Source organism: Pseudomonas oligotrophica, from assembly GCF_021726475.1.
GTDB classification, from domain to species: Bacteria; Pseudomonadota; Gammaproteobacteria; order Pseudomonadales; family Pseudomonadaceae; genus Stutzerimonas; species Stutzerimonas oligotrophica.
On the sequence record NZ_JAKJRU010000007.1, the window covers coordinates 155,215 to 176,614 of the forward strand.

17 protein-coding genes and 1 pseudogene are annotated in these 21,400 nt (G+C 63.4%); 8 read left to right on the forward strand and 10 right to left on the reverse strand.

Going from position 1 to position 21,400, the window contains the following annotated elements; translation table 11 throughout:
• Positions 1-68: 68 nt before the first annotated feature.
• On the forward strand, positions 69-974 hold the full coding sequence (locus L3N39_RS15795) for a LysR substrate-binding domain-containing protein (RefSeq protein ID WP_237258417.1): 906 nt from the start codon (positions 69-71) through the stop codon (positions 972-974).
• A gap of 45 nt (positions 975-1,019) precedes the next feature.
• Here L3N39_RS15795 and L3N39_RS15800 read toward each other — a convergent pair whose 3' ends face one another.
• From L3N39_RS15800 to L3N39_RS15835, 8 genes and pseudogenes are all read right to left on the reverse strand, one after another.
• Positions 1,020-1,550 carry an REP-associated tyrosine transposase gene (locus L3N39_RS15800; protein ID WP_237258418.1) on the reverse strand — a complete coding sequence of 177 codons (531 nt, stop codon included), beginning with the start codon at positions 1,548-1,550 and terminating at the stop codon, positions 1,020-1,022.
• Between the two features lie 79 nt (positions 1,551-1,629).
• A complete protein-coding gene (locus L3N39_RS15805; RefSeq protein ID WP_237258419.1) occupies positions 1,630-1,812 on the reverse strand; it encodes a hypothetical protein in 183 nt (60 codons plus the stop codon).
• Between the two features lie 308 nt (positions 1,813-2,120).
• Entirely contained in the window at positions 2,121-2,510 is a 390-nt protein-coding gene (locus L3N39_RS15810) for a hypothetical protein (RefSeq protein WP_165563302.1), read from the reverse strand.
• The gene (locus L3N39_RS15815) at positions 2,507-3,862 is read right to left on the reverse strand and encodes a hypothetical protein (protein WP_237258420.1); all 1,356 of its coding nucleotides are present in this window, start codon (positions 3,860-3,862) and stop codon (positions 2,507-2,509) included. Before L3N39_RS15815 ends, L3N39_RS15810 begins: the two co-directional genes overlap by 4 nt.
• 221 nt (positions 3,863-4,083) lie before the next feature.
• Positions 4,084-4,308 (reverse strand): annotated as a pseudogene (locus L3N39_RS15820) (REP-associated tyrosine transposase); the annotation flags it as partial.
• Between the two features lie 202 nt (positions 4,309-4,510).
• A complete protein-coding gene (locus L3N39_RS15825; protein WP_237258421.1) occupies positions 4,511-6,229 on the reverse strand; it encodes an AIPR family protein in 1,719 nt (572 codons plus the stop codon).
• A 109-nt stretch (positions 6,230-6,338) separates the two neighbouring features.
• Positions 6,339-7,586 carry a ribonucleotide-diphosphate reductase subunit beta gene (locus L3N39_RS15830; protein WP_041104672.1) on the reverse strand — a complete coding sequence of 416 codons (1,248 nt, stop codon included), beginning with the start codon at positions 7,584-7,586 and terminating at the stop codon, positions 6,339-6,341.
• A 287-nt stretch (positions 7,587-7,873) separates the two neighbouring features.
• The gene (locus tag L3N39_RS15835; protein ID WP_237258422.1) at positions 7,874-10,756 is read right to left on the reverse strand and encodes a ribonucleoside-diphosphate reductase subunit alpha; all 2,883 of its coding nucleotides are present in this window, start codon (positions 10,754-10,756) and stop codon (positions 7,874-7,876) included.
• Positions 10,757-11,448: 692 nt separating this feature from the next.
• Between L3N39_RS15835 and L3N39_RS15840 the strand changes: the two genes are divergently transcribed.
• Together L3N39_RS15840 and L3N39_RS15845 are read left to right on the forward strand one after the other, a co-directional pair.
• Positions 11,449-12,171, forward strand: coding sequence for a winged helix-turn-helix domain-containing protein (locus L3N39_RS15840; RefSeq protein ID WP_237258423.1), 723 nt, complete (start codon positions 11,449-11,451; stop codon positions 12,169-12,171).
• Positions 12,172-12,178: 7 nt separating this feature from the next.
• Positions 12,179-13,804 (forward strand): ATP-binding protein, encoded by a 1,626-nt coding sequence (locus L3N39_RS15845; RefSeq protein WP_237258424.1) that lies wholly within the window; start codon positions 12,179-12,181, stop codon positions 13,802-13,804.
• Here the strand turns inward: L3N39_RS15845 and L3N39_RS15850 are convergent.
• Positions 13,795-14,520 carry a 4'-phosphopantetheinyl transferase family protein gene (locus L3N39_RS15850; RefSeq protein ID WP_431978036.1) on the reverse strand — a complete coding sequence of 242 codons (726 nt, stop codon included), beginning with the start codon at positions 14,518-14,520 and terminating at the stop codon, positions 13,795-13,797. The two genes, L3N39_RS15845 and L3N39_RS15850, sit on opposite strands and share 10 nt — an antisense overlap.
• A 129-nt stretch (positions 14,521-14,649) precedes the next feature.
• On the opposite strand from L3N39_RS15850, the gene pap reads away from it, so the two are divergent.
• Both pap and L3N39_RS15860 read left to right on the forward strand, forming a co-directional pair.
• Entirely contained in the window at positions 14,650-16,143 is a 1,494-nt protein-coding gene (pap, locus tag L3N39_RS15855; RefSeq protein ID WP_237258426.1) for a polyphosphate:AMP phosphotransferase, read from the forward strand.
• A 112-nt stretch (positions 16,144-16,255) separates the two neighbouring features.
• Positions 16,256-17,440: a thiolase family protein gene (locus L3N39_RS15860; protein ID WP_237258427.1), complete on the forward strand. Its 1,185-nt coding sequence runs from the start codon at positions 16,256-16,258 to the stop codon at positions 17,438-17,440.
• A gap of 478 nt (positions 17,441-17,918) precedes the next feature.
• Here the strand turns inward: L3N39_RS15860 and L3N39_RS15865 are convergent, their stop codons facing one another.
• A complete protein-coding gene (locus L3N39_RS15865; protein WP_237258428.1) occupies positions 17,919-19,313 on the reverse strand; it encodes a class II fumarate hydratase in 1,395 nt (464 codons plus the stop codon).
• 143 nt (positions 19,314-19,456) lie between these two features.
• Between L3N39_RS15865 and L3N39_RS15870 the strand changes: the two genes are divergently transcribed.
• From L3N39_RS15870 to L3N39_RS15880, 3 genes are all read left to right on the forward strand, one after another.
• Complete coding sequence (locus tag L3N39_RS15870; protein WP_237258429.1) at positions 19,457-19,963, forward strand: DUF2059 domain-containing protein; 507 nt, start codon at positions 19,457-19,459, stop codon at positions 19,961-19,963.
• A 10-nt stretch (positions 19,964-19,973) separates the two neighbouring features.
• Positions 19,974-20,270 carry a BolA family protein gene (locus L3N39_RS15875; RefSeq protein ID WP_237258430.1) on the forward strand — a complete coding sequence of 99 codons (297 nt, stop codon included), beginning with the start codon at positions 19,974-19,976 and terminating at the stop codon, positions 20,268-20,270.
• A 104-nt stretch (positions 20,271-20,374) separates the two neighbouring features.
• Positions 20,375-21,310, forward strand: coding sequence for an oxygen-dependent tRNA uridine(34) hydroxylase TrhO (locus tag L3N39_RS15880; protein ID WP_237258431.1), 936 nt, complete (start codon positions 20,375-20,377; stop codon positions 21,308-21,310).
• Positions 21,311-21,400: the final 90 nt, after the last annotated feature.

Genomic DNA, 21,400 nt, shown 5'->3' on the forward strand with positions numbered 1-21,400 from the left:
GCCTAGGGTTAGGATCTACAGGCGACAAACGACGATTTCTTCCAGATACAGGTGAGGCAAACTCAGCCATGGCGCACCGTTGGTTACCCTCGCTTTCCGCCTTGCGCGCCTTCGAAGCCGCCGCCCGGCACGAGAGTGCCAAGCAGGCCGCGGAGGAACTGTCCGTCACCGCCACCGCGATCAGCCACCAGATTCGCTCGCTGGAGGAGTCGCTCGGCGTCGCACTGTTTCTGCGCAAACCGCGCAAGCTGGAGCTGACCGACCAGGGCCGAGAGCTGCAACAGACGTTGGAAACCGCGTTCGACGGCATCAGCGCCACGGTCGAACGCCTCAGCGCGAAGCCCTGCCGCCAGGCGATCACCCTCAGCACCACACCGGCCATCGCGGTGCGCTGGCTGGTGCCCTGGGTCTGCCTGCTACGCGATTCCCATCCGGATATCGACCTGCGTTTCCACACTTCCCACGAGCCGGTGGCGCTGGACGGTGTCACGGCGGACATCGCGATCCGCTACGGCGATGGCCGCTGGCCCGGGCTGGTGGCGGAGAAGCTGTTCGACAACACCTTCGTCCCGGTCTGCAGCCCGCACCTCGGCTTGCGGGATGTAGCTGAGCTGCCCAAACACCCGTTGATTCACTTCCAGGCCCAGCGCGCCGCCTCGGCCCCAATCCATTGGGCGGCGTGGCAGAAGCTCGCCAACGTGCCGGGGCTGGACGTCAGCGCCGGGCTGGTCTTCTCCGACGAGACCCACGCCATCTCCGCCGCCATCGGCGCGCAGGGTGTGGCATTGATGAGTCGCCAGCTGATCGAGGACGAACTGAGGGAAGGGCGGCTGGTGCAGCCGTTCGGGCCGGAGATGGAGGGCAAGCCGTTTCATCTCGTATATCCGGAGAGCCGTCGGGATGACCCGACGGTTCGGGCGGTTAGGGAGTGGGTGATGAAGGTGCCGGGTGGGTTGTGTGAGCTGACTGGCTAATTCGCCGCAGCGTAGGGTGGAAAACGGCGAAGCCTTTTCCACGCGTCAGCCCGCATCCCCTGCGAATCCCACCGCATCATCACCGCACCAATCAACTGGGTAGATCCCAGCTCCGACCGCCAGATGAAAACTGGAGTAGGGCCAGTCGGCGACTCGCTCCACCAAACCGTGCTTTAACGGATTTCGATGCACATAGTCGACGTGATGCCGGTAATCCCGTTCGTCCTGGATCAAATGCTCCCAATAGCGTCGTTGCCAGATCCCGCGTTCGCCGCGGGAGCGCTGAGTTGCCGTCAGTACTTCGGTCTTAGGCAAGTGTCGGGCGAAAGCGAACTTGATGACTTTCCAGCGCAGGGCGAAATCGGCGTCGCCATCCGGGAGCGTCCAGACGCAATGCATGTGGTCGGGCAGAACGACCCAGGCGTCGATAAGGAAGGGATGGCGTAAGCGTGTGGCTCGCACCGTCTCGCGGAGCAGGTCGACATGGCGGACCAGCAGGTCGCTGCGACGGTTGAGCAGATTGACCGTGAAGAAATACGTGGCGCCCGGCACTTGGGCGCGGCGGTAGCGGGACATGGCGGCTCATCCTTGAGCGTTGTGTTGGCGGGAGGTCCGTATCGGTGGATAAGCAAAGCGTTATCCACCCTACGACATCTCAACCGCCCACACCGCCCACACCGCCGACGCATCGACGTTGCCGGGGCGTAGGGTGGAAAACGGCGAAGCCTTTTCCACGTGCCACTTCCAGGCTACCTCGCTGGGCGTCGCGGGCCTTCTTGACCAGATCCTGGATTTCATCGCGGGCAGGGTCGCCCAGGGTGGCCTTGTTCGTAGCCATGTTGTCCTCGATCTCTTGCAGGTTGAGTTGGCAGAGATCCTTGTCGGCCCTCGGAGCAGCGCCGGAGCGAGGGAAGTCTGGCCGGAGGCCAGATCCGGATGCCGGGGTGGCCTTCTCTTTGGTTACTTTCTCTTGGTCAGACAAGAGAAAGTGACTCGCCGTGAAGCGAAACCTGTCGGTGGGACCAAGGAAAGCGTGGCGGGGGCGCGGAACGGCCGGGCCAGCAGCAGTAAATGAATCTGCCCCCCTTTTTTCCTGTGTGGGCGGGCGGGTCCTTTTAGTTATTGCCCGGATGGCTGGCCGCGCCATCAATTTCCAGTGAGCTTTAGCAGGCTAACCGCCAGACACAGCCATGCCATGCCGATACATGCCAACTTGGTCGATAGAGTCATAAGGCGGCGCAGCGGAGGGGGGAAGTTGCTAACGTCATCGGCATCAAGCACCCCTTTCCGAATATTGAAATCCGAAAGAAGTAAGGCTCCGCTTAGTGACCCGACCAGATAGAAACGGGAAGTTAAGTTCCTTGTTCCCAAAATGTGCTGCTGCTTAGCCCACGCACTGTTTGGAAGAGCTGAGAGCATGATGTTGAAGTGGCGACTACAGGCGATGTAGACACCAATCGCCACGCCAGATAAGCCAATAACGAAGGGTGTCAGCATAAAAGCGAATGCCCACCACGAATTCCAAAAGTCAGTCATGGTTTAGTTTGCTCATACAGAAACTCTCCCATCCACTCCCCACCATCACCACCAATTGATCCACCAGCAGCCGAAGTGCCGCCAACCACAACCAAGCCACAAATCACCCCGCCGATACCTGCGGAACCCATGCCGATTGCTGCGCAGATGGCCGGCGCGGCGGCGCTTCCAATCCAGACGCCGACAGAGCCGCCACCCAGCGCCCCAGCAAAATTACCAGTCTCGGTAAATCGAATCCTCTGACACGCCTGGGTTTCGCCTGCCTGACAAACTTCTTGTACTTTCAAGACAGAGGCCGTACCGCCTAGGGCAATACCTATATAGCTGCCGTTCTTGAGGTACTTGGCCGCCTTGGCAATTTCATTCATGTGGGTCGCGTATCCGGGTATCTGGCCTGGCGCGCCGCCTTTGCTCCAATGGTGCACCAGGCTACGGGTGGAAATACCAAGATCCTGGCGCAGGGTTGGGTAGTTGCCCAGTCCCAGTTGCTTGCCGAGAAAGGTCGCCTTCAACTGGTTGTCGAGCTGGCGGTACAGTTGTTGGCGGGACGTGAAGAATTGCTGGCTGCGTAGATGACCATGCGCTGCGAACTCGCGTTGATGGAGGTATTCGATATCGCGCAGCGTGTTCTCGATTTGCTTCAAGCCGTTCCCGAGCACGTCGGTGCCAAGCCCCAGCGACCCGCTTGCGCCGCCGACCATCAAAGCGATTTCGGCTTGATGATCAGCCATGAAATTGGCTTCGCTCTCGCTCAATGGTTCCAGAGCCGCTCGCACCTCGGCGGCGGCCGCCATCAGCTCAGCTTCTTCGCGTGAGCAGGCAGCTGGATTGATCAGGTTGCCAAGGACGAGCATTTCCCCGGCTTTGAAGCCTTTCGCAAAGGTTGGATTTAGTGCCTTGATGCGATTGACCAGATGTTTGTGAGGCGCGTCGGCGAACAGCCTGGCAAGCACCTGCTCACCGGACATGCTGCGCGGCACCCTGTAGAAGCCGGGCGGCAGGGCCTCGGGAAGCTTGAGCATATCGGGTGGGGGCCAGTCCGAAAGCGCTGGAGTGGTTTCCGCCTTCTGCTCCCAGGCGGCAAAGGAGGCGCCGCCATTACCGGGCTTGGTCTTTGGCAGCTCGGCCTGGCGGCCCCAGCCATGATCAGGCAGCCAACTTGAATCGCGGCCGCCAGTGTTGTCAGGCTTCCAGCCAGTGTCCAGATCCCAGCCCTGATCGAGCGGGTAGGCCGCGTCTTTGAGGGTATCCGTCCCCATGAAACCTTCCTTGGTATGTTGAGTCCGGGCGCAGTCTATCTGTTTGACAACCTTGGCTAACCGGCCCTTGTTCACGAACTTGGGCTTGGGCACCGCCGGGGCTACTAGATTTCATATTGCGGCCCGCCTGCATCACTGGTGTCTCTTTCAACACGGCGCTATAGGGATAGGCCGTGTAAATGCCCGGCGGAAAATGGGCGGGTAGGGATACTCGAAAATAAATCTGTCCCCTTTTTTAGGAAAGTGTGGCGGTTGTTACGCTCGGAAAACCTGGATCAACAAGATTTAATCGGGGTCTGTCCCCGATTTGTCCCCAGGGCGAAATCGGCGTCGCCATCCGGGAGCGTCCAGACGCAATGCATGTGGTCGGGCAGAACGACCCAGGCGTCGATAAGGAAGGGATGGCGTAAGCGTGTGGCTCGCACCGTCTCGCGGAGCAGGTCGACATGGCGGACCAGCAGGTCGCTGCGACGGTTGAGCAGATTGACCGTGAAGAAATACGTGGCGCCCGGCACTTGGGCGCGGCGGTAGCGGGACATGGCGGCTCATCCTTGAGCGTTGTGTTGGCGGGAGGTCCGTATCGGTGGATAAGCAAAGCGTTATCCACCCTACGACATCTCACCCACTTACACCGCCGACGCATCGATGTTGCCAGACGTAGGGTGGAAAACGGCGAAGCCTTTTCCACGCGTCACTTCCAGATTACTCGCTTTTTTCATCTACCGTCAGCGGTTATCCGGACTATTCGCTTGCTTCTGGTTGGGCAATAAAATATTTAGATTGTTCCGCCTTAATGGCATCGATTAGTTGTCTGCCTTTGGCAGCTTTGTCATTTCCACCATGGTATTTATATAAGGATACGACTAAGTTAATACTGTTTTCGAGCTGGTCTTCATTAAAGGTGTCGGTGTTAAGCTTTGCAAATTTTGACGCGGATATGCTGTTTGTTTGCAGGGTTCGCACGGTGTAGTCTTGCATGACGTAAAACTTTAAGTTGTTCCTTTCTTGTGCTGAGAAGGATCTGGCCTTAAGTTGCTCGTCTATGTGCTTTGCTAGAAATACAGCGTTCTTGTAGATTTCTACATTGAATTCGGGGTTGAAGATTTGCTTGTATGAGGCTTCCTTGTCGTCCTCTAATAGCGTTGAAGGGCGGGCTCGTGCGGTGTCAGGGCGGCCGGAGATGGTTGAGATAAGAATCTGAGCCATATACGGAAGGCTGATAATTTCAGCTGGTTTTTTTCCTATATTTTTGTAGTAGTTCTTCCGTCGGTCGTAATAGATGCCAAATTTCTTCAGGTATTCTTCGATATTCCTGTGAATGGGATCTGTCGCTCGGAGAACTGCTTTGGCAATAAAATTTTGGCTGTTTGCAGCTTTAATTATATTATCTCGTACTGTGTCAATATCCGCTACAACAATTTTTATTAGTGCGTTTCGGTTTTCGGCTTTTGCTTGATTATCTTCTTGTGAGTAGAAGTTATAGATTTCATTGGATGTCTGTAGACCGTTGACAATCTCTGGGTTGATAAGTACAAGTTCTTTTCCGCTGGCGATGGTGACGTCTGTTGCAAGTATGGTTATACCATTGTTGAGCCACCAAAAATCTATTGAATCATGGTTGCTCAGTGATTCGGATATTCCAGAGTTTACATCGGTATTGCCTTGGTAGTCGCGAACGTTTGCTTCGAAGAGCCCTTTGTTGAGATTTCCATTATCGTCGGAAATAAAATTGTAATAGTCTTTTAGGTTTACCAAGGCTGCAAAAGCCTTGCCTGTTGAGGACATGGGGTTTTCTGCTAGCTTTAGAATATGATCTTTTCTAGGTTTTTTTCTATGGAGTTCTAATAGTTCATCTGCACCTTGAAATGTAAAGCTTACATTGGCTGCGCGGTGAAGTTGTTTGATGTCTGATGTCAGGGATTTTGCTTCAAGTTCGGTGTTGGGGTGGATATGGCTTGCCTTGGTGGTATAAAAGAAATTAATGGTTAGGCTGGGGGATTTTGCAATTAGTGCTCTATAACATTCGATAAATTTCCTTGATTTCTCAAGAATTTTGCTGTTGTATTTTTTGGCTAGGTTTTCTAGGTCTGCATCTAGTCTTAGGAGATTGAGGGAGGTTGATCTTAACTTGTGGACAGCATCCTCTCCAAAGCTTCTTTCGTTCTTTGATTGGATTATGTTTACTTCGATTTTTATGTCTTTTTTGAATCTAGAATAGTCGGTAAAGTCTTCTTTTATTAGTTCGCCGTTAACGAAAAGATAGAGGGCATCTACTCCGCCGTCGAGAGAGTTGTCGGTGATTCCTTCTATTACATCTTCGTAGCTTATTTCTTTGTCTTTTGTAATTAGATTCGAACAGAAGAACTCAAAGAAATCATTTTTCTGTGTGAATTCGCTTTGCTCATCAAATTCACTGTCCAAAATTTGGTCAATCAAAATTTGCTCGGTAGTGGTGCTCATGTTTTTCCTTAAATAAAAAGCCCCGCACTAGGCGGGGCTTTTTTATTTAGCTTAAACCCCAACATCCATGGCAGGTGTAGGGCCAATCTACTCTGATGTCAGTGAGCCATCAATCCCAGCTCAACGCCCCACCAGTCTGATACTCAATCACCCGCGTCTCGAAGAAGTTCTTCTCCTTCTTCAGGTCCATGATCTCGCTCATCCACGGGAACGGATTAGTCGTGCCTGGATACTCTTCCTTCAACCCGATCTGCGTCAGACGACGGTTGGCGATGAACTTGAGGTAGTCCTCCATCATCGCGGCGTTCATGCCGAGTACGCCACGGGGCATGGTGTCGCGGGCGTATTCGATTTCCAGCTGGGTGCCCTGGAGGATCATCTGGGTCGCTTCGTCCTTCATCTCGGCGTCCCACAGGTGCGGGTTCTCGATCTTGATCTGGTTGATCATGTCGATGCCGAAGTTCAGGTGCATGGATTCGTCACGCAGGATGTACTGGAACTGCTCGGCGGTGCCGGTCATCTTGTTGCGGCGGCCCATGGAGAGGATCTGGGTGAAGCCGCAGTAGAAGAAGATGCCTTCGAGTACGCAGTAGTAGGCGATGAGGTTCTTCAGGAACTGCTTGTCGGTCTCCGGGGTGCCGGTCTGGAAGGTCGGGTCGGAGATGGAACGGGTGTACTTGAGGCCCCAGCTGGCCTTTTTCGCGACGCTCGGGATCTCGTGGTACATGTTGAAGATCTCGCCTTCATCCATGCCCAGCGATTCGATGCAGTACTGGTAGGCGTGGGTGTGGATCGCCTCTTCGAAGGCCTGGCGCAGGATGTACTGGCGGCACTCGGGGTTGGTGATCAGGCGGTAGGTGGCCAGCACGAGGTTGTTGGCGACCAGGCTGTCGGCGGTGGAGAAGAAGCCGAGGTTGCGCTTGACGATGCGGCGCTCGTCTTCGCTGAGGCCGTCCTTGCTCTTCCACAGGGCAATGTCGGCGTTCATGTTCACTTCCTGCGGCATCCAGTGGTTGGCGCAACCATCCAGATACTTCTGCCAGGCCCAGTCGTACTTGAAGGGGACGAGCTGGTTGAGGTCGGCGCGGGCGTTGATCATGCGCTTCTCGTCGACGCGCACGCGGGCGGCTTCGCCTTCCAGTTCGTTGAGGCCTTCGCGCACGTCCAGTTCGTCCAGCGCGCGCTTGGCGCGGGCGATGGCGTCGGAGTCGTCAGCGGCAACGGCGCGGGCTTCTTCCACGGAGCCGGCGGCTTCGTTGTCCAGCTTGGCGGTGGCCTGGCTTGCCGGCTGCGCGGCAGCGGTGGCCGGCGCGGCGGTGGTGGTTTCTTCTTCGTCGAATTCGTCCCAGCTCAGCATGTGCGATTGCTCCTGATTGGGGACCGGGGCTTGGCCGGTCGGGTGTATGGGTGGCTTTTGGTTGTGCACGCAAAAGCGCGGAATGGGTGATGTCGAGGTGCAGCTGTTCGCGGTCGAGACCGCTCCCACGGGGCGGAATCAGCTAGCCCACTCGGCAAGGGCGGAGCTGGGCGAGTGAGCGCAAGGCGCCTGTCGAGTCGGAACCCCTGAGCGTACAGCTGTACGTGATGGGGTCCGGCTCGGCAGGCAACGCAGCGATCGCCGCCCAGATGCGTCCGCCTCCTTTATTACTGACAGGCTTCGCAGTCGGGGTTATCGATACTGCACGCCAGCGGCACCGGAGCCGGCTTCGGCTCTGCAGCCGGCGCGGCGCTGGCGGAGTTAGCCGCCTCGCTGCCACCACTGGACACGGCGTTCAGCTTGCCGGTGTTGATGGTGGACTTCTCGGTGCTGGTCGCGGCCAGGGCACGGAGGTAGTAGGTGGTCTTCAGGCCACGGTACCAGGCCATGCGGTAGGTCACGTCGAGCTTCTTGCCCGAGGCGCCGGCGATGTAGAGGTTCAGCGACTGGGCCTGGTCGATCCACTTCTGGCGGCGGCTGGCGGCATCGACGATCCAGCGGGTTTCCACTTCGAAGGCGGTGGCGTACAGGTCCTTGAGGTCCTGCGGGATGCGTTCGATCTGCTGTACGGAGCCGTCGTAGTACTTGAGGTCGTTGACCATGACCGGGTCCCACAGGCCGCGGGCCTTGAGGTCGTGGACCAGGTACGGGTTGATCACGGTGAACTCGCCGGACAGGTTCGATTTGACGTACAGGTTCTGATACGTCGGCTCGATGGACTGCGACACGCCAACGATGTTGGAGATGGTTGCGGTCGGCGCGATGGCCATGATGTTGGAGTTGCGGATGCCTTTCTTCACGCGCTCGCGGATCGGCGCCCAGTCCAGCGACTCGGTCAGGTCGACGTCGATGTACTTCTGGCCACGGGCCTCGATGAGGATCTGCTGGGAATCCAGCGGCAGGATGCCCTGGGACCACAACGAGCCTTCGAAGCTGGAGTAGGCGCCACGCTCGTCGGCCAGGTCACAGGAGGCCTGGATGGCGTAGTAGCTGATGGCTTCCATGGACTTGTCGGCGAAGTCGATGGCGGCATCGGAACCGTAGGCGATGTGCTGCAGGTACAGGGCGTCCTGGAAGCCCATGATGCCCAGGCCCACCGGGCGGTGCTTGAAGTTGGCGTTCTGCGCCTGCGGCACGCTGTAGTAGTTGATGTCGATGACGTTATCGAGCATGCGCACAGCGGTGCGCACGGTGCGCTCCAGCTTGGCCGAATCCAGCTTGCCGTCGACGATGTGGTTGACCAGGTTGATCGAGCCCAGGTTGCAGACGGCGATCTCGTCCTTGTTGGTATTCAGGGTGATCTCGGTGCACAGGTTCGAGCTGTGCACCACGCCGACGTGCTGCTGCGGGCTGCGCAGGTTGCACGGGTCCTTGAAGGTCAGCCACGGGTGGCCGGTCTCGAACAGCATCGAGAGCATCTTGCGCCACAGGTCCTTGGCCGGCAGGGTCTTGAACAGCTTGATCTTGCCGTACTTGGTCAGCTCCTCGTAGTACTCGTAACGCTCCTCGAAGGCGCGGCCGGTGAGGTCGTGCAGGTCCGGTACGTCGGAGGGGGAGAACAGGGTCCACTGGCCGTCGTCGAAGACGCGCTTCATGAACAGGTCTGGAATCCAGTTGGCGGTGTTCATGTCGTGGGTACGGCGACGGTCGTCACCGGTGTTCTTGCGCAGCTCGAGGAATTCCTCGATGTCCAGGTGCCAGGTTTCCAGGTAGGCGCAGACTGCGCCCTTGCGCTTGCCGCCCTGGTTGACCGCCACGGCGGTGTCGTTGACCACTTTCAGGAACGGCACGACGCCCTGGCTCTTGCCGTTGGTGCCCTTGATATAGGCGCCCAGCGCGCGTACCGGGGTCCAGTCGTTGCCCAGGCCGCCGGCGAATTTGGACAGCAGTGCGTTATCGCGGATGGCGTCGTAGATGCCGCCCAGGTCGTCCGGCACGGTGGTCAGGTAGCAGGAGGACAGCTGCGGACGCAGGGTGCCGGCGTTGAACAGGGTCGGCGTCGAGGCCATGTAGTCGAAGGACGACAGCAGGTTGTAGAACTCGATGGCGCGCGCTTCTTTCTGCTCTTCCTCGATGGCCAGGCCCATGGCCACGCGCATGAAGAAGATCTGCGGCAGTTCGAAGCGAATGTCGTTCTTGTGGATGAAGTAGCGGTCGTACAGGGTCTGCAGGCCGAGGTAGGTGAACTGCTGATCGCGCTCGTGGTTGAGCGCAGCGCCCAGCTTGGCCAGGTCGTAGCTCTTCAGCTTGGAATCGAGCAGCTCGAACTCGACGCCTTTCTCGATGTAGGCCGGCAGGGCCTTGGCGTACAGGTCGGCCATCTCGTGATGGGTGGCGCTGTCGGCTACGCCGAGGAAGCCCAGGGCTTCGGCACGCAGGGTGTCCATCAAGAGGCGCGCGGTGACCTGGCTGTAGTTCGGCTCACGCTCGACCAGGGTGCGGGCGGTCATCACCAGTGCGGTGTTGACGTCCTTCTCGGCCACGCCGTCGTAGAGGTTCTTCAGGGTCTCGCGCTCGATCAGCGCGCCATCGACTTCGGCCAGGCCTTCGCAGGCCTCCGTGATGATGGTCTGCAGGCGGCCCATGTCCAGCGGCTGCTGGCTGCCATCGGCGCGGGTGACGCGGATGCTCGGGTGCGGCTGGGCGATCTCGCCGGCGGCGCTGGCGTTCTTGCGCTCCTGGGCGCGGGCTTCGCGGTAGATCACGTAGTCGCGGGCGACCTTCTGCTCGCCGGCGCGCATCAGGGCCAGTTCGACCTGGTCCTGGATTTCCTCGATGTGGATGGTGCCGCCCGACGGCATGCGGCGTCGGAAGGTGGCGGTGACCTGCTCGGTCAGGCGCGCGACGGTGTCATGGATGCGCGAGGAGGCGGAGGCGGAGCTGCCTTCCACGGCGAGAAAGGCCTTGGTGATGGCGACGGTGATCTTGTCGTCGGTATAGGGCACGACGGTACCGTTGCGCTTGATCACGCGCAGCTGGCCCGGGGCGGTGGCGGTCAGATCGGACGCGTCGGCCGACAGCGGGTTCTCGCGAGTGGATGAGTTCTGCATGGGGTCTCCGGCTTTGTCTGGAACGTCGGTATTCGTTTTCGGTTGGCACGCCTGGCGTGCCTGCTCGCATTGCATGAACCATGCCCCGGCCAGCCGGGCATGGGTGTAACGAAAAAGCCCCCGCGCGGCCCCTGCGGCCGACGGTGAAAGTTCGGGGAAGAATAGCCAGGCCAACCTGGCTGTCAACACAATATCTTGTGTTCTGCGTGGGTGCCTGACACCAGCCCTGTTTGTACTGCGTCGTCGATGACGACTGTTCTGGCGGGTGGTGCCGGCGAGCCCGGACTGCACCACGACGATGCCGTTTCCAGGGGGCAGGGCGACCTTCGAAGGTGCGCCTGCAAGGGATCTTGCCTCCGCTCGGCGAGCCCAACATATGGGGCCTGGCCGCGCGGGGCGCCACAATAATCGGGGTCGGTTGTCGATGCAAGCCGGGTGTTGTTGAACAAGCTGTGGATAAGGTGTGGGTGTTTTGTGGGTGACTGGCAGGCCATCGCCGATAGCCCGGATGCGCGCTGGTATCGGCGTTCGGGCGACGAAATGCCGGGTGTTTTTCCACCCCTGGACGGGGCGGGGCGGGCAAAAGGCCAAACACTATATGTTGTGTTTATTGCAAGCGATTTTCGGCCCCTGCTGCGCCGTCTTCGGTTGAGTACAATGCGCGACGCGTTCAAGACGGTGAGGGGCAGGCGATGGAGCAACAAGCGTGGCGGATCCTGATCGTCGAGGACGACCAGCGGCTGGCCGAGCTGACCCGTGAATACCTCCTGGCACAGGGTGGGTTCGAGGTCGGGGTCGAGGCCGACGGCGCCCGGGCGGTCGAGCGCATCGTCGCCGAGCAGCCCGACCTGGTGGTGCTCGACCTGATGCTGCCGGGCGAGGACGGCATGTCCATCTGCCGCCGTGCGCGCGAACGCTACGATGGCCCCATCCTCATGCTCACCGCCCGCGCCGACGAACTGGACCAGGTGCTCGGCCTGGAAACCGGCGCCGACGACTACGTCTGCAAACCGGTCCGCCCGCGCCTGCTGCTGGCGCGCATTCGCGCCCTGTTGCGCCGGCGCGAAGGCGTCGAGCAAGCCCAGGGGCCGTCCAGGCGGCTGGTGTTCGGGCCGCTGGTGATCGACAGTGCGCTGCGCGAGGCCTGGCTGCGCGAGCGGCAGATCGAGCTGACCGCCGCCGAGTTCGACCTGCTCTGGCTGCTCACCGCCAATGCCGGGCGCATCCTCTCGCGCGAGGAGATATTCGCCGAGCTGCGCGGCATCGAGTACGACGGCCAGGACCGCTCCATCGACGTGCGCATCTCGCGCATCCGCCCGAAGATCGGCGACGACCCCGAGCACCCGCGGCTGATCAAGACCGTGCGCGGCAAGGGCTACCTGTTTGTCGCCGAAGCTGCCGCGGCGATGGCCTAGCCAGCCGATGAACGCCATCTTCCTGCGCATCTACGGCGGCATGCTCGCCGTGCTGGTGCTGGTGGCGTTGCTCGGCGCCGGCGGCCTGCAGCTGCTCAACCAGCAGCGCGCCGACCAGTACCGCGAACGGCTGGCCGCCGGCACCTTCCGCCTGATGGCGCACAACATGAGCAGCATGACGCCTATCGAGCGGCGCCAGGCGGCGAATCTCTGGGGGCGCCTGCTGGGGATTCCGCTGCGCGTGCGCACCCTCGACGACGTCAGCCTGGAGCGCAGCCTGGAGGCGCGCCTGCTGCGTGGGCAGGTGCTGGTCGAGCAGACCCGGCCCAACCGCGTCACGGTGTTCAGCCTGGTCAGCGAGCCCGCGCGGCTGGTACTCGCCGGCGAGGTGGAGCAGGTCAGCGAGCAGCTGGCCCGGGCCGCGGCCTACCTGCTGATCGACGAGCTGATCCGCCACCCCGAGCCGGACCAGCCGCGGCAACTGGCCAATCTCGGCAGCCGTCATGGCTTCGGCTATGACCTGTCGCTGGTCACCCGCGACAGCGCCAACCTCGACGACGACCAGCGCCGAAGGCTGGAGGAGGGCGACACGGTGATCGCCCTCGACCGCGGCGGCGATGCCATCCACGTGTTCGCGGCGGTCAGCGGCACCCGCTGGATCCTGCACATGGGCCCGCTGCACGCGATGAATCCCTACCCGGCGCACCTGCTGCTGGCCATCGGCCTGCTCGGCCTGACGCTGATCGGCGTCACCGTCTACCTGCTGGTGCGTCGCCTGGAGTTCCGCCTGAGCGCGCTGGAGCGCGCGGCGGAGCACATCGCAGCGGGCGACCTGGCCGCGCGCGTGCCGGACGCCGGCCACGACGCGGTGGGCCGCCTGGCGGCGACCTTCAACGGCATGGCCCGCCACCTGCAACGCCTGCTGGCGGTGCAGCGCGAGATGACCAGCGGCGTGGCCCACGAACTGCGCACCCCGGTGGCGCGGCTGCGCTTCGGCCTGGAGATGGCCGAGCAGGCGCAGGATGCCGGCGCGCGCGGCAAGTACCTCGAGGGTATGGATCGCGATATCGACGACCTCGACCGCCTGGTCGACGAGATGCTGGTCTATTCGCGGCTGGAGCAGGGCGCGCCGCTGCTGCACATGCAGCCGGTGGACCTGGCGGCGCTGGTCGAGCAGGTGATCCGCGAGCTGGCGCCGCTGCGCCCGGAGGTCAGCGTGCTGCTCGGCGACTGCCGGCTCGCAGCCGACGGCAACTGCCGGGTCGAGGCGGAGCCGCATTACCTGCGCCGGGCATTGAGCAACCTGATAAGCAACGCCATGCGCTACGCCGAGGCGCGGGTGCAGGTCAGCTTCGCCATCGATGACGAGCGCGCCTGCCTGCAGGTGGAGGACGACGGCCCGGGCGTGCCGGAGGCTGATCGCGACCGCGTCTTCGAGCCCTTCCTGCGCCTGGACGACAGTCGCACCCGCGCCTCCGGCGGGCATGGCCTGGGGCTGTCCATCGTGCGGCGCATTCTCTACTGGCACGGTGGCCGCGTGCAGCTGGGCGACAGCCCGCTGGGCGGCGCGCGTTTCAGCCTGGTGTGGCCGCGGGTGGCCGGAGCCGAGCGGTTGCCGCGCGATCAGTCCTGAGCGCTGGCCGGCACGCTGACCAGGCTCAGCAGATAGCCGTCGAATTCGCAGAACTGGCCGGCCAGCTCGCTGCCGCGCGGCCAGCCCGGCAGGTCGATCAACAGGCGCAGGCGGGCAAGGCCCGGGTCGCTTTCCACAAGCTCGGCGTCCTGGAAGTAGAAGCGCGTGCGCACCAGCGGGTAGAGCGCCTTGAACAGGCTTTCCTTGAGCGAAAAGGCCTGTGTCAGGCGCTCGCTGCGTTGCCGGGCGTCGAGCTGCGCGTAGATCGCGTGCTCGTTCGCCGTGAGGATCTCGCCGGCCAGGCGGTCGGCGCGCTCGCTGGGGATCAGCGTCTCCACGTCCAGGCCCAGGCCGCGCCAGAGGGCGTCCTGCCCGACCACCGCGGCGGCCCAGCCGCCACCGTGGGTGATCGAGCCGACCGTCCCGACCGGCCAGACCGGCGCACGCTCGGCGCCGACTGCCGGTACCTGGGCCAGCCCGGTCAGCCGGCGCAGGCCCTCGCGTGCGCACAGCCGGCCGGCGAGGAATTCGCTCTGCCGCTTGGCCACGCCGCGCACCGGCGGCACCTGGCAGCGGGCGAAGTCCTCGGGCTCGAACAGCAGCGGGTCGAAGCGCGTGCTGAGCAGGCGCACGCCGTCCAGCGCGAGTGGCAGCGGCCAGTGATCTACGAGCGGGGCGCAGCAGCGCGGCAGGTCGGGGGAATTCATGCGCGGCATTGTGCCTCAAAAGACCAACCGGCGGCGCCCGGCCCGCCGCGTCATGCCCTGCCGGCACGCCCGTGCGCCGCTCGCCCGCTGCCGGGCGGCCTGCTAGGGTTGCCCCCATCGCCCCTGCTGGAGACACCGATGTTCGAATCCGCGGAAATCGGCCATGCCGTCGACAAGGCCACCTACGATGCCGAGGTGCCGGCGCTGCGCGAGGCGCTGCTGCAGGCGCAGTATCGTTTGCGCAACCAGGCACGCTTCCCGGTGCTGATCCTGATCAACGGCATCGAGGGCGCCGGCAAGGGCGAGACCATCAAGCTGCTGAGCGAATGGATGGACCCGCGGCTGATCCGCGTCGAGAGCTTCGACACGCCGAGCGACGAGGAACTGGCGCGGCCGGCCGCCTGGCGCTACTGGCGGCGGCTGCCGCCCAAGGGCACCACCGGGATCTTCTTCGGCAACTGGTACAGCAAGATGCTCGAGGACCGGGTCAACAAGCGCATCAAGGGCGCGCGCCTGGCCCTGCTCACCGCCAAGGCGCAGCGGCTCGAGCGCATGCTCTGCGACGAGGGCGTGCTGATCTTCAAGTTCTGGCTGCACCTGTCCAAGGCGCAGATGAAGGCGCGCCTGGACTCGCTCAAGGACGATCCGCTGCACAGCTGGCGCATCAGCCCGCTGGACTGGCAGCAATCGAAGACCTACGACCGCTTCGTGCACTACGCCGAGACCATCCTGCGCCGCAGCAGCCGCGACTTCGCGCCCTGGTACATCATCGAGGGCGCCGACGAGCGTTACCGCAGCCTGGCGGTCGGCCGCATCCTCCTGCAGGGCCTGCAGGCAGCCCTCGACGCCGCCGAGCGAGCCGAGGCGGTGGCGCAGCCGCACACCGCGCCGCTGGTGGCCGACATCGAGCGCCTGAGCCTGCTCGACAGCCTCGACCTCAGCCAGAAGCTCGACAAGGACAGCTACCAGCAGCAATTGATCGCCGAGCAGGCGCGGCTGTCGCAACTCTTGCGCGACCGGCGCCTGCGCAAGCGCGGCGTGCTGGCGCTGTTCGAGGGGCACGACGCGGCGGGCAAGGGCAGCGCCATCCGCCGGGTCACCGGCGCGCTCGACCCGCGGCTCTACCGCACCGTGCAGATCGCCGCGCCGAGCGAGGAGGAGCGCGCACAGCCCTGGCTGTGGCGCTTCTGGCGCAACGTGCCCGAGCGCGGCAAGTTCACCATCTTCGACCGCTCCTGGTACGGCCGCGTGCTGGTCGAGCGGGTCGAAGGCTTCTGTACGCCGCAGGAGTGGTTGCGCGCCTACAGCGAGATCAACGACTTCGAGGAGCACATGAGCGAGGCGGGCATCGTGCTGGTGAAGTTCTGGCTGTCGATCGACCAGGACACCCAGCTCAAGCGCTTCAAGGAGCGCGAGGAAACGCCGTTCAAGCGCTTCAAGATCACCGAGGAAGACTGGCGCAACCGCGAGCGCTGGGACGACTACGCCAGTGCCGTGGCCGACATGGTCGACCGCACCAGCACCGAGATCGCGCCCTGGACGCTGGTGGAGGCCAACGACAAGCGCTTCGCCCGGATCAAGGTGCTGCGCACGCTGAACGAGGCGCTGGAGGCGGCCATCGCCGGGAAGTGAGCGCGGCCAGCCAGGCGATGGCCGTGCATACGCTCGCTGAATGGTCGTCGCCACCGCCAACGGCGCGCTCCTATGCTCGGCTGATCGCCCACAACAAGACCCGAGGTAAGCCATGCGCGAAGTGGTAATCGTCGACAGCGTCCGGACCGGCCTGGCCAAGTCCTTCCGCGGCAAATTCAACATGACCCGTCCCGACGACATGGCGGCCCATTGCGTCGACGCGCTGCTCGCGCGCAACGACCTCGACCCGGCACTGGTGGACGACTGCATCGTCGGCGCCGGCTCCAACGAGGGCGCGCAGGGCTACAACATCGGTCGCAACGTGGCGGTGCTCTCGCGCCTGGGCGTGCAGTGCGCCGGCATGACGCTCAACCGCTTCTGCTCGTCGGGCCTGCAGGCGATCGCCATCGCCGCCAACCAGATCGCCTCCGGCTGCAGCGACGTGATCGTCGCCGGCGGGGTGGAGTCGATCACCCTGACGGCCAAGAGCCGCAACACCGACCACCTCTACAACCCGATCCTCCAGCAGCAGGTGCCGGGCATCTACCACAGCATGGGGCAGACCGCCGAGACGGTCGCGCGGCGCTACAACATCAGCCGCGAGCAGCAGGACCTCTACGCCCTGCAGAGCCAGCAGCGCACCGCGCGCGCCCAGGCCGAAGGGCTGTTCGCCGACGAGATCGTGCCGATGTCGGTGCGCTATTTCAGCGAGGACAAGGCCACCGGCGCACGGACCGAGCACGACGGCGTGGTCGACCGCGACGATTGCAACCGCGCGGACACCACGCTCGACGGCCTGGCCTCGCTCAAGCCGGTGTTTGCCGAGGATGGCTCGGTCACCGCCGGCAACGCCTCGCAACTCTCCGACGGCGCCTCGATGACGCTGGTGATGAGCCTGGACAAGGCCATCGCCCTGGGGCTCAAGCCACGCGCCTTCTTCCGCGGTTTCACCGTCGCCGGTTGCGAGCCGGACGAGATGGGCATCGGCCCGGTGTTCTCGGTGCCGCGCCTGCTCAAGGCCAAGGGGTTGTCGGTCGACGACATCGACCTTTGGGAACTCAACGAGGCCTTCGCCTCGCAGTGCCTGTACTGCCGCGACCGGTTGGGCATCGACAACGACAAGTACAACGTCAACGGCGGTTCGATTTCCATCGGCCACCCGTTCGGCATGACCGGCTCGCGCACCGCCGGGCACCTGATCCGCGAACTGCAGCGACGCAACCTGCGCTACGGCGTGGTGACCATGTGCGTCGGCGGCGGCATGGGTGCGTCGGGCCTGTTCGAAGCGGTGCGCTGAGAAGACAGGCAGGCGACCCTGCCAGGCGGTGGATGGCTGCGGCCATCCACCCTACGGGCGGAGGAAGCGTAGGGTGGATAACCGCGAAGCGTTATCCCCCGTCCGGCTCATCGCTACCTCGTAGGGTGGGCTTCAGCCCACCTTTTTTGAGCGCAAGGACAGGCGGTCCTGCCAGGCGGTGGATGGCTGCGGCCATCCACCCTACGGGCGGAGGAAGCGTAGGGTGGATAACCGCGAAGCGTTAGCTTCAGCCCACCTTTTTTGAGCGCAAGGGCAGGCGATCCTGCCAGGCGGTGGATGGCTGCGGCCATCCACCCTACGGGCGGAGGATGCGTAGGGTGGATAACCGCGAAGCGTTATCCACCGTCCGGCTCATCGCTACCTCGTAGGGTGGGCTTCAGCCCACCTTTTTTGAGCGCAAGGGCAGGCGATCCTGCCAGGCGGTGGATGGCTGCGGCCATCCACCCTACGCCGCCGCTCAGCCCTGCTGGCCGGATTCGAGCATGCTTTCCGGACGTACCCACTGGTCGAATTCTTCGTCGCTGAGGTAGCCCAGCTCCAGCGCGACCTCGCGCAGGGTCTTGTTCTCCGCGTAGGCCTTCTTGGCGATCTGCGCGGCCTTGTCGTAGCCGATGTGCGGGTTCAGCGCGGTCACCAGCATCAGCCCGCGCTCCAGATGCTCGGCCATGCGCGCGGCGTCCGGCTCCAGCCCGGCCACGCAGTGCGTATTGAAGTTGCGGCAGCCATCGGCGAGCAGGCGGATCGACTGCAGCAGGTTGTGGATGATCACCGGCTTGAACACGTTGAGCTGCAGGTGGCCCTGGCTCGCGGCGAAGCCGATGGTCATGTCGTTGCCCATGACCTGGCAGGCGAGCATCGACAGCGCCTCGCACTGGGTCGGGTTGACCTTGCCGGGCATGATCGAGCTGCCCGGCTCGTTGGCCGGCAGCCGCACCTCGGCGAAGCCTGCGCGTGGGCCGGAGCCGAGCAGGCGCAGGTCGTTGGCGAGCTTCATCAGCGCCACCGCCACTGTCTTCAGGGCACCTGACAGCGCCACCAGCGGCTCGTGGCCGGCCAGTGCGGCGAACTTGTTCGGCGCCGAGACGAACGGCAGGCCGGAGAGGGCGGCCAGCTCGGCGGCGACGGCTTCGGCAAAGCCGTGCGGCGCGTTCAGCCCGGTGCCGACCGCCGTGCCGCCCTGGGCCAGCTCGTAGACCGCCGGCAGCGCGGCGCGCACGGCGCGCTCGGCGATGTCCAGCTGGGCGACGAAGGCCGACAGCTCCTGGCCGAAGGTGATCGGCGTGGCATCCATCATGTGGGTGCGCCCGGTCTTGACCAGCTTGCCGTGACGCGCGGCCTGCTCGGCGAGGCCGCCGGACAGCTCGGCCAGCGCCGGCAACAGGTCGTGCTGCACCGCCTTGGCCGCGGCAATGTGCATGGCGGTGGGGAAGCAATCGTTGGAGCTCTGCGCGCGGTTGACGTGATCGTTCGGGTGCACCGGGCTCTTGCCGCCGCGCGCGCCGCCGGCCAGCTCGTTGGCGCGGCCGGCGATCACCTCGTTGACGTTCATGTTCGACTGGGTGCCGCTGCCGGTCTGCCAGACGACCAGCGGAAACTGCTCGTCATGCTGGCCGGCGAGAATCTCGTCGGCGGCCTGCTCGATCAGCCGCGCCACGTCCGGCGGCAGTTCGCCGATGCGATTGTTGACCCGCGCCGCGGCCTTCTTGATCAGCGCCAGGGCATGTACCACGGCCAGCGGCATGTGCTGGTCGCCGATGGCGAAGTTGTCCAGCGAACGTTGCGTCTGCGCGCCCCAGTAGGCGGCCTCGGGTACCTGCACGTCGCCCAGGCTGTCGGTTTCGATGCGTGTCATGCCGTGCTCCATCGGGTTCGAATCCAGTATAGGCCGCGCCCGTGCGGGCCGGTTCCCGGCGGCGCGTGCCTTGTGAGCAGTGGAACTCCCGGCGCAGAATGTGTCCATTCAGGGCTGACTATCGCCCAATGAAGGAAAATCCAATGCCCAAGATCTCCACCCTCGGTTGCTGTGGTGCGCTGCTGCTCGCACTGGCCAGCGGTTGCGCCGTCGCCGACCAGGCCAGCCATGCCGCCAAGGCCGAAGAATTCCTCCAGCTGGCCAAGGCCGACCGCCTGGCCGTGCCGGTCTACGCCCAGGTGCAGCAGATGTTCGCCAAGCGCTTCGCCGAGGCGCAGGCCCCGCAGGACAAGCGCGCCATGCTCGAGCGCTACCAGGCCAAGGCCAACGCCGCGCTGGACAAGGCCATCGGCTGGGAGCGGCTCGAGCCCGAGCTGGTGACGCTCTACACCGAGGAATTCACCGAGCAGGAGCTGGCCGGCCTGATCGACTTCTACCGCTCGCCGCTGGGCGCCAAGATGCTCGGCAAGCTGCCCGAGCTCAACGCGCGCTCGGCACAACTGACCCAGGCCCGGCTCGAAGGCGCCGTGCCGGAGGTCAACAAGCTGCTGGCCGAGATGACGGCCGAACTCGAACCCCCGAAGAAGTGACGGAACCCGCATGAGCAAACTGGACAGCATCAAGGTCGCGCTGCAGACGCTGCAGCCCGAGTACCTGCAGGTCATCGACGAAAGCCACATGCACAGCCGTGGCCAGGAGACCCACTACAAGGCGGTGATCGTCAGCGAGGCGTTCGCCGGGCTGAACGCGGTCAAGCGCCACCAGAAGGCCTATGGCGCCATGGGCGAGCTGATGCAGCAGGTGCATGCCCTGGCGCTGCACACCTACACACCGGCCGAATGGGCCGCGCAGGGCAGCGCGCCGGCCTCGCCGGTGTGTGCCGGCGGGCACAAGTGACGCTGCGCGTCTGTTAGACTCCGCACCCCCGCGCCGGCTTCCGCCGGCGCTTGCTTTTCATCACCCCGGTACGCCCTTTGCGCGGGCGGCCACTGGAGGATGCCTTGAAAGATTCCATCGTCGTCGCGGCGCTGTACAAGTTCGTCGGCCTGCCGGACTACGTCGCCCTGCGCCAGCCGCTGCTCGACACCCTGCTGGCCCATGACATCAAGGGCACCCTGCTGCTCGCCGCCGAAGGCATCAATGGCACCGTCTCCGGCAGCCGCGAGGGCATCGACCGGTTGCTCGCCTGGCTGCGCAGCGACCCGCGCCTGGCCGACATCGACCACAAGGAGTCGTACTGCGACGAGCAGCCGTTCTACCGCACCAAGGTCAAGCTCAAGCAGGAGATCGTCACCCTCGGCGTGCCCGGCGTGGACCCGAACCGCCGGGTCGGCACCTACGTCGAACCGCGCGACTGGAACGCGCTGGTCGACGATCCCGAGGTGCTGGTCATCGACACCCGCAACGACTACGAAGTCGCCATCGGCAGCTTCGAGGGCGCGGTCGATCCGAAGACCCGCTCGTTCCGCGATTTCCCCGACTACATCAAGGCCAACTTCGACCCGGCGCGGCACAAGAAGGTGGCCATGTTCTGCACCGGCGGTATCCGCTGCGAGAAGGCCTCGAGCTACATGCTCGGCGAGGGTTTCGAGGAGGTCTTCCATCTCAAGGGCGGCATCCTCAAGTACCTGGAGGAGGTGCCGGAAAGCGAAAGCCGCTGGCGGGGCGACTGCTTCGTCTTCGACAACCGGGTCACCGTGCGCCACGATCTTTCCGAGGGCCGCTTCGAGCTCTGCCACGCCTGCCGCATGCCGGTGTCGGCCGAGGATCGCGAGTCCGCGCACTACGCGCCGGGAATCAGCTGCCCGCATTGCTGGGACCGGCTGCCGGAAAAGACCCGTGCCAGCGCCCGCGAGCGGCAGAAGCAGATCGAACTGGCGCGCCAGCGCAACCAGCCGCATCCCATCGGCCGCGACCCGCGTCGCCACGACGCATGAATCTGGCGCGACAGGCTGGCCGCCGTTGAGGCAGGCTGCGCGGCGTTGGCGAACCCTGGGCGCAGCTGTGTGCCCAAAGCAGTAATCGGC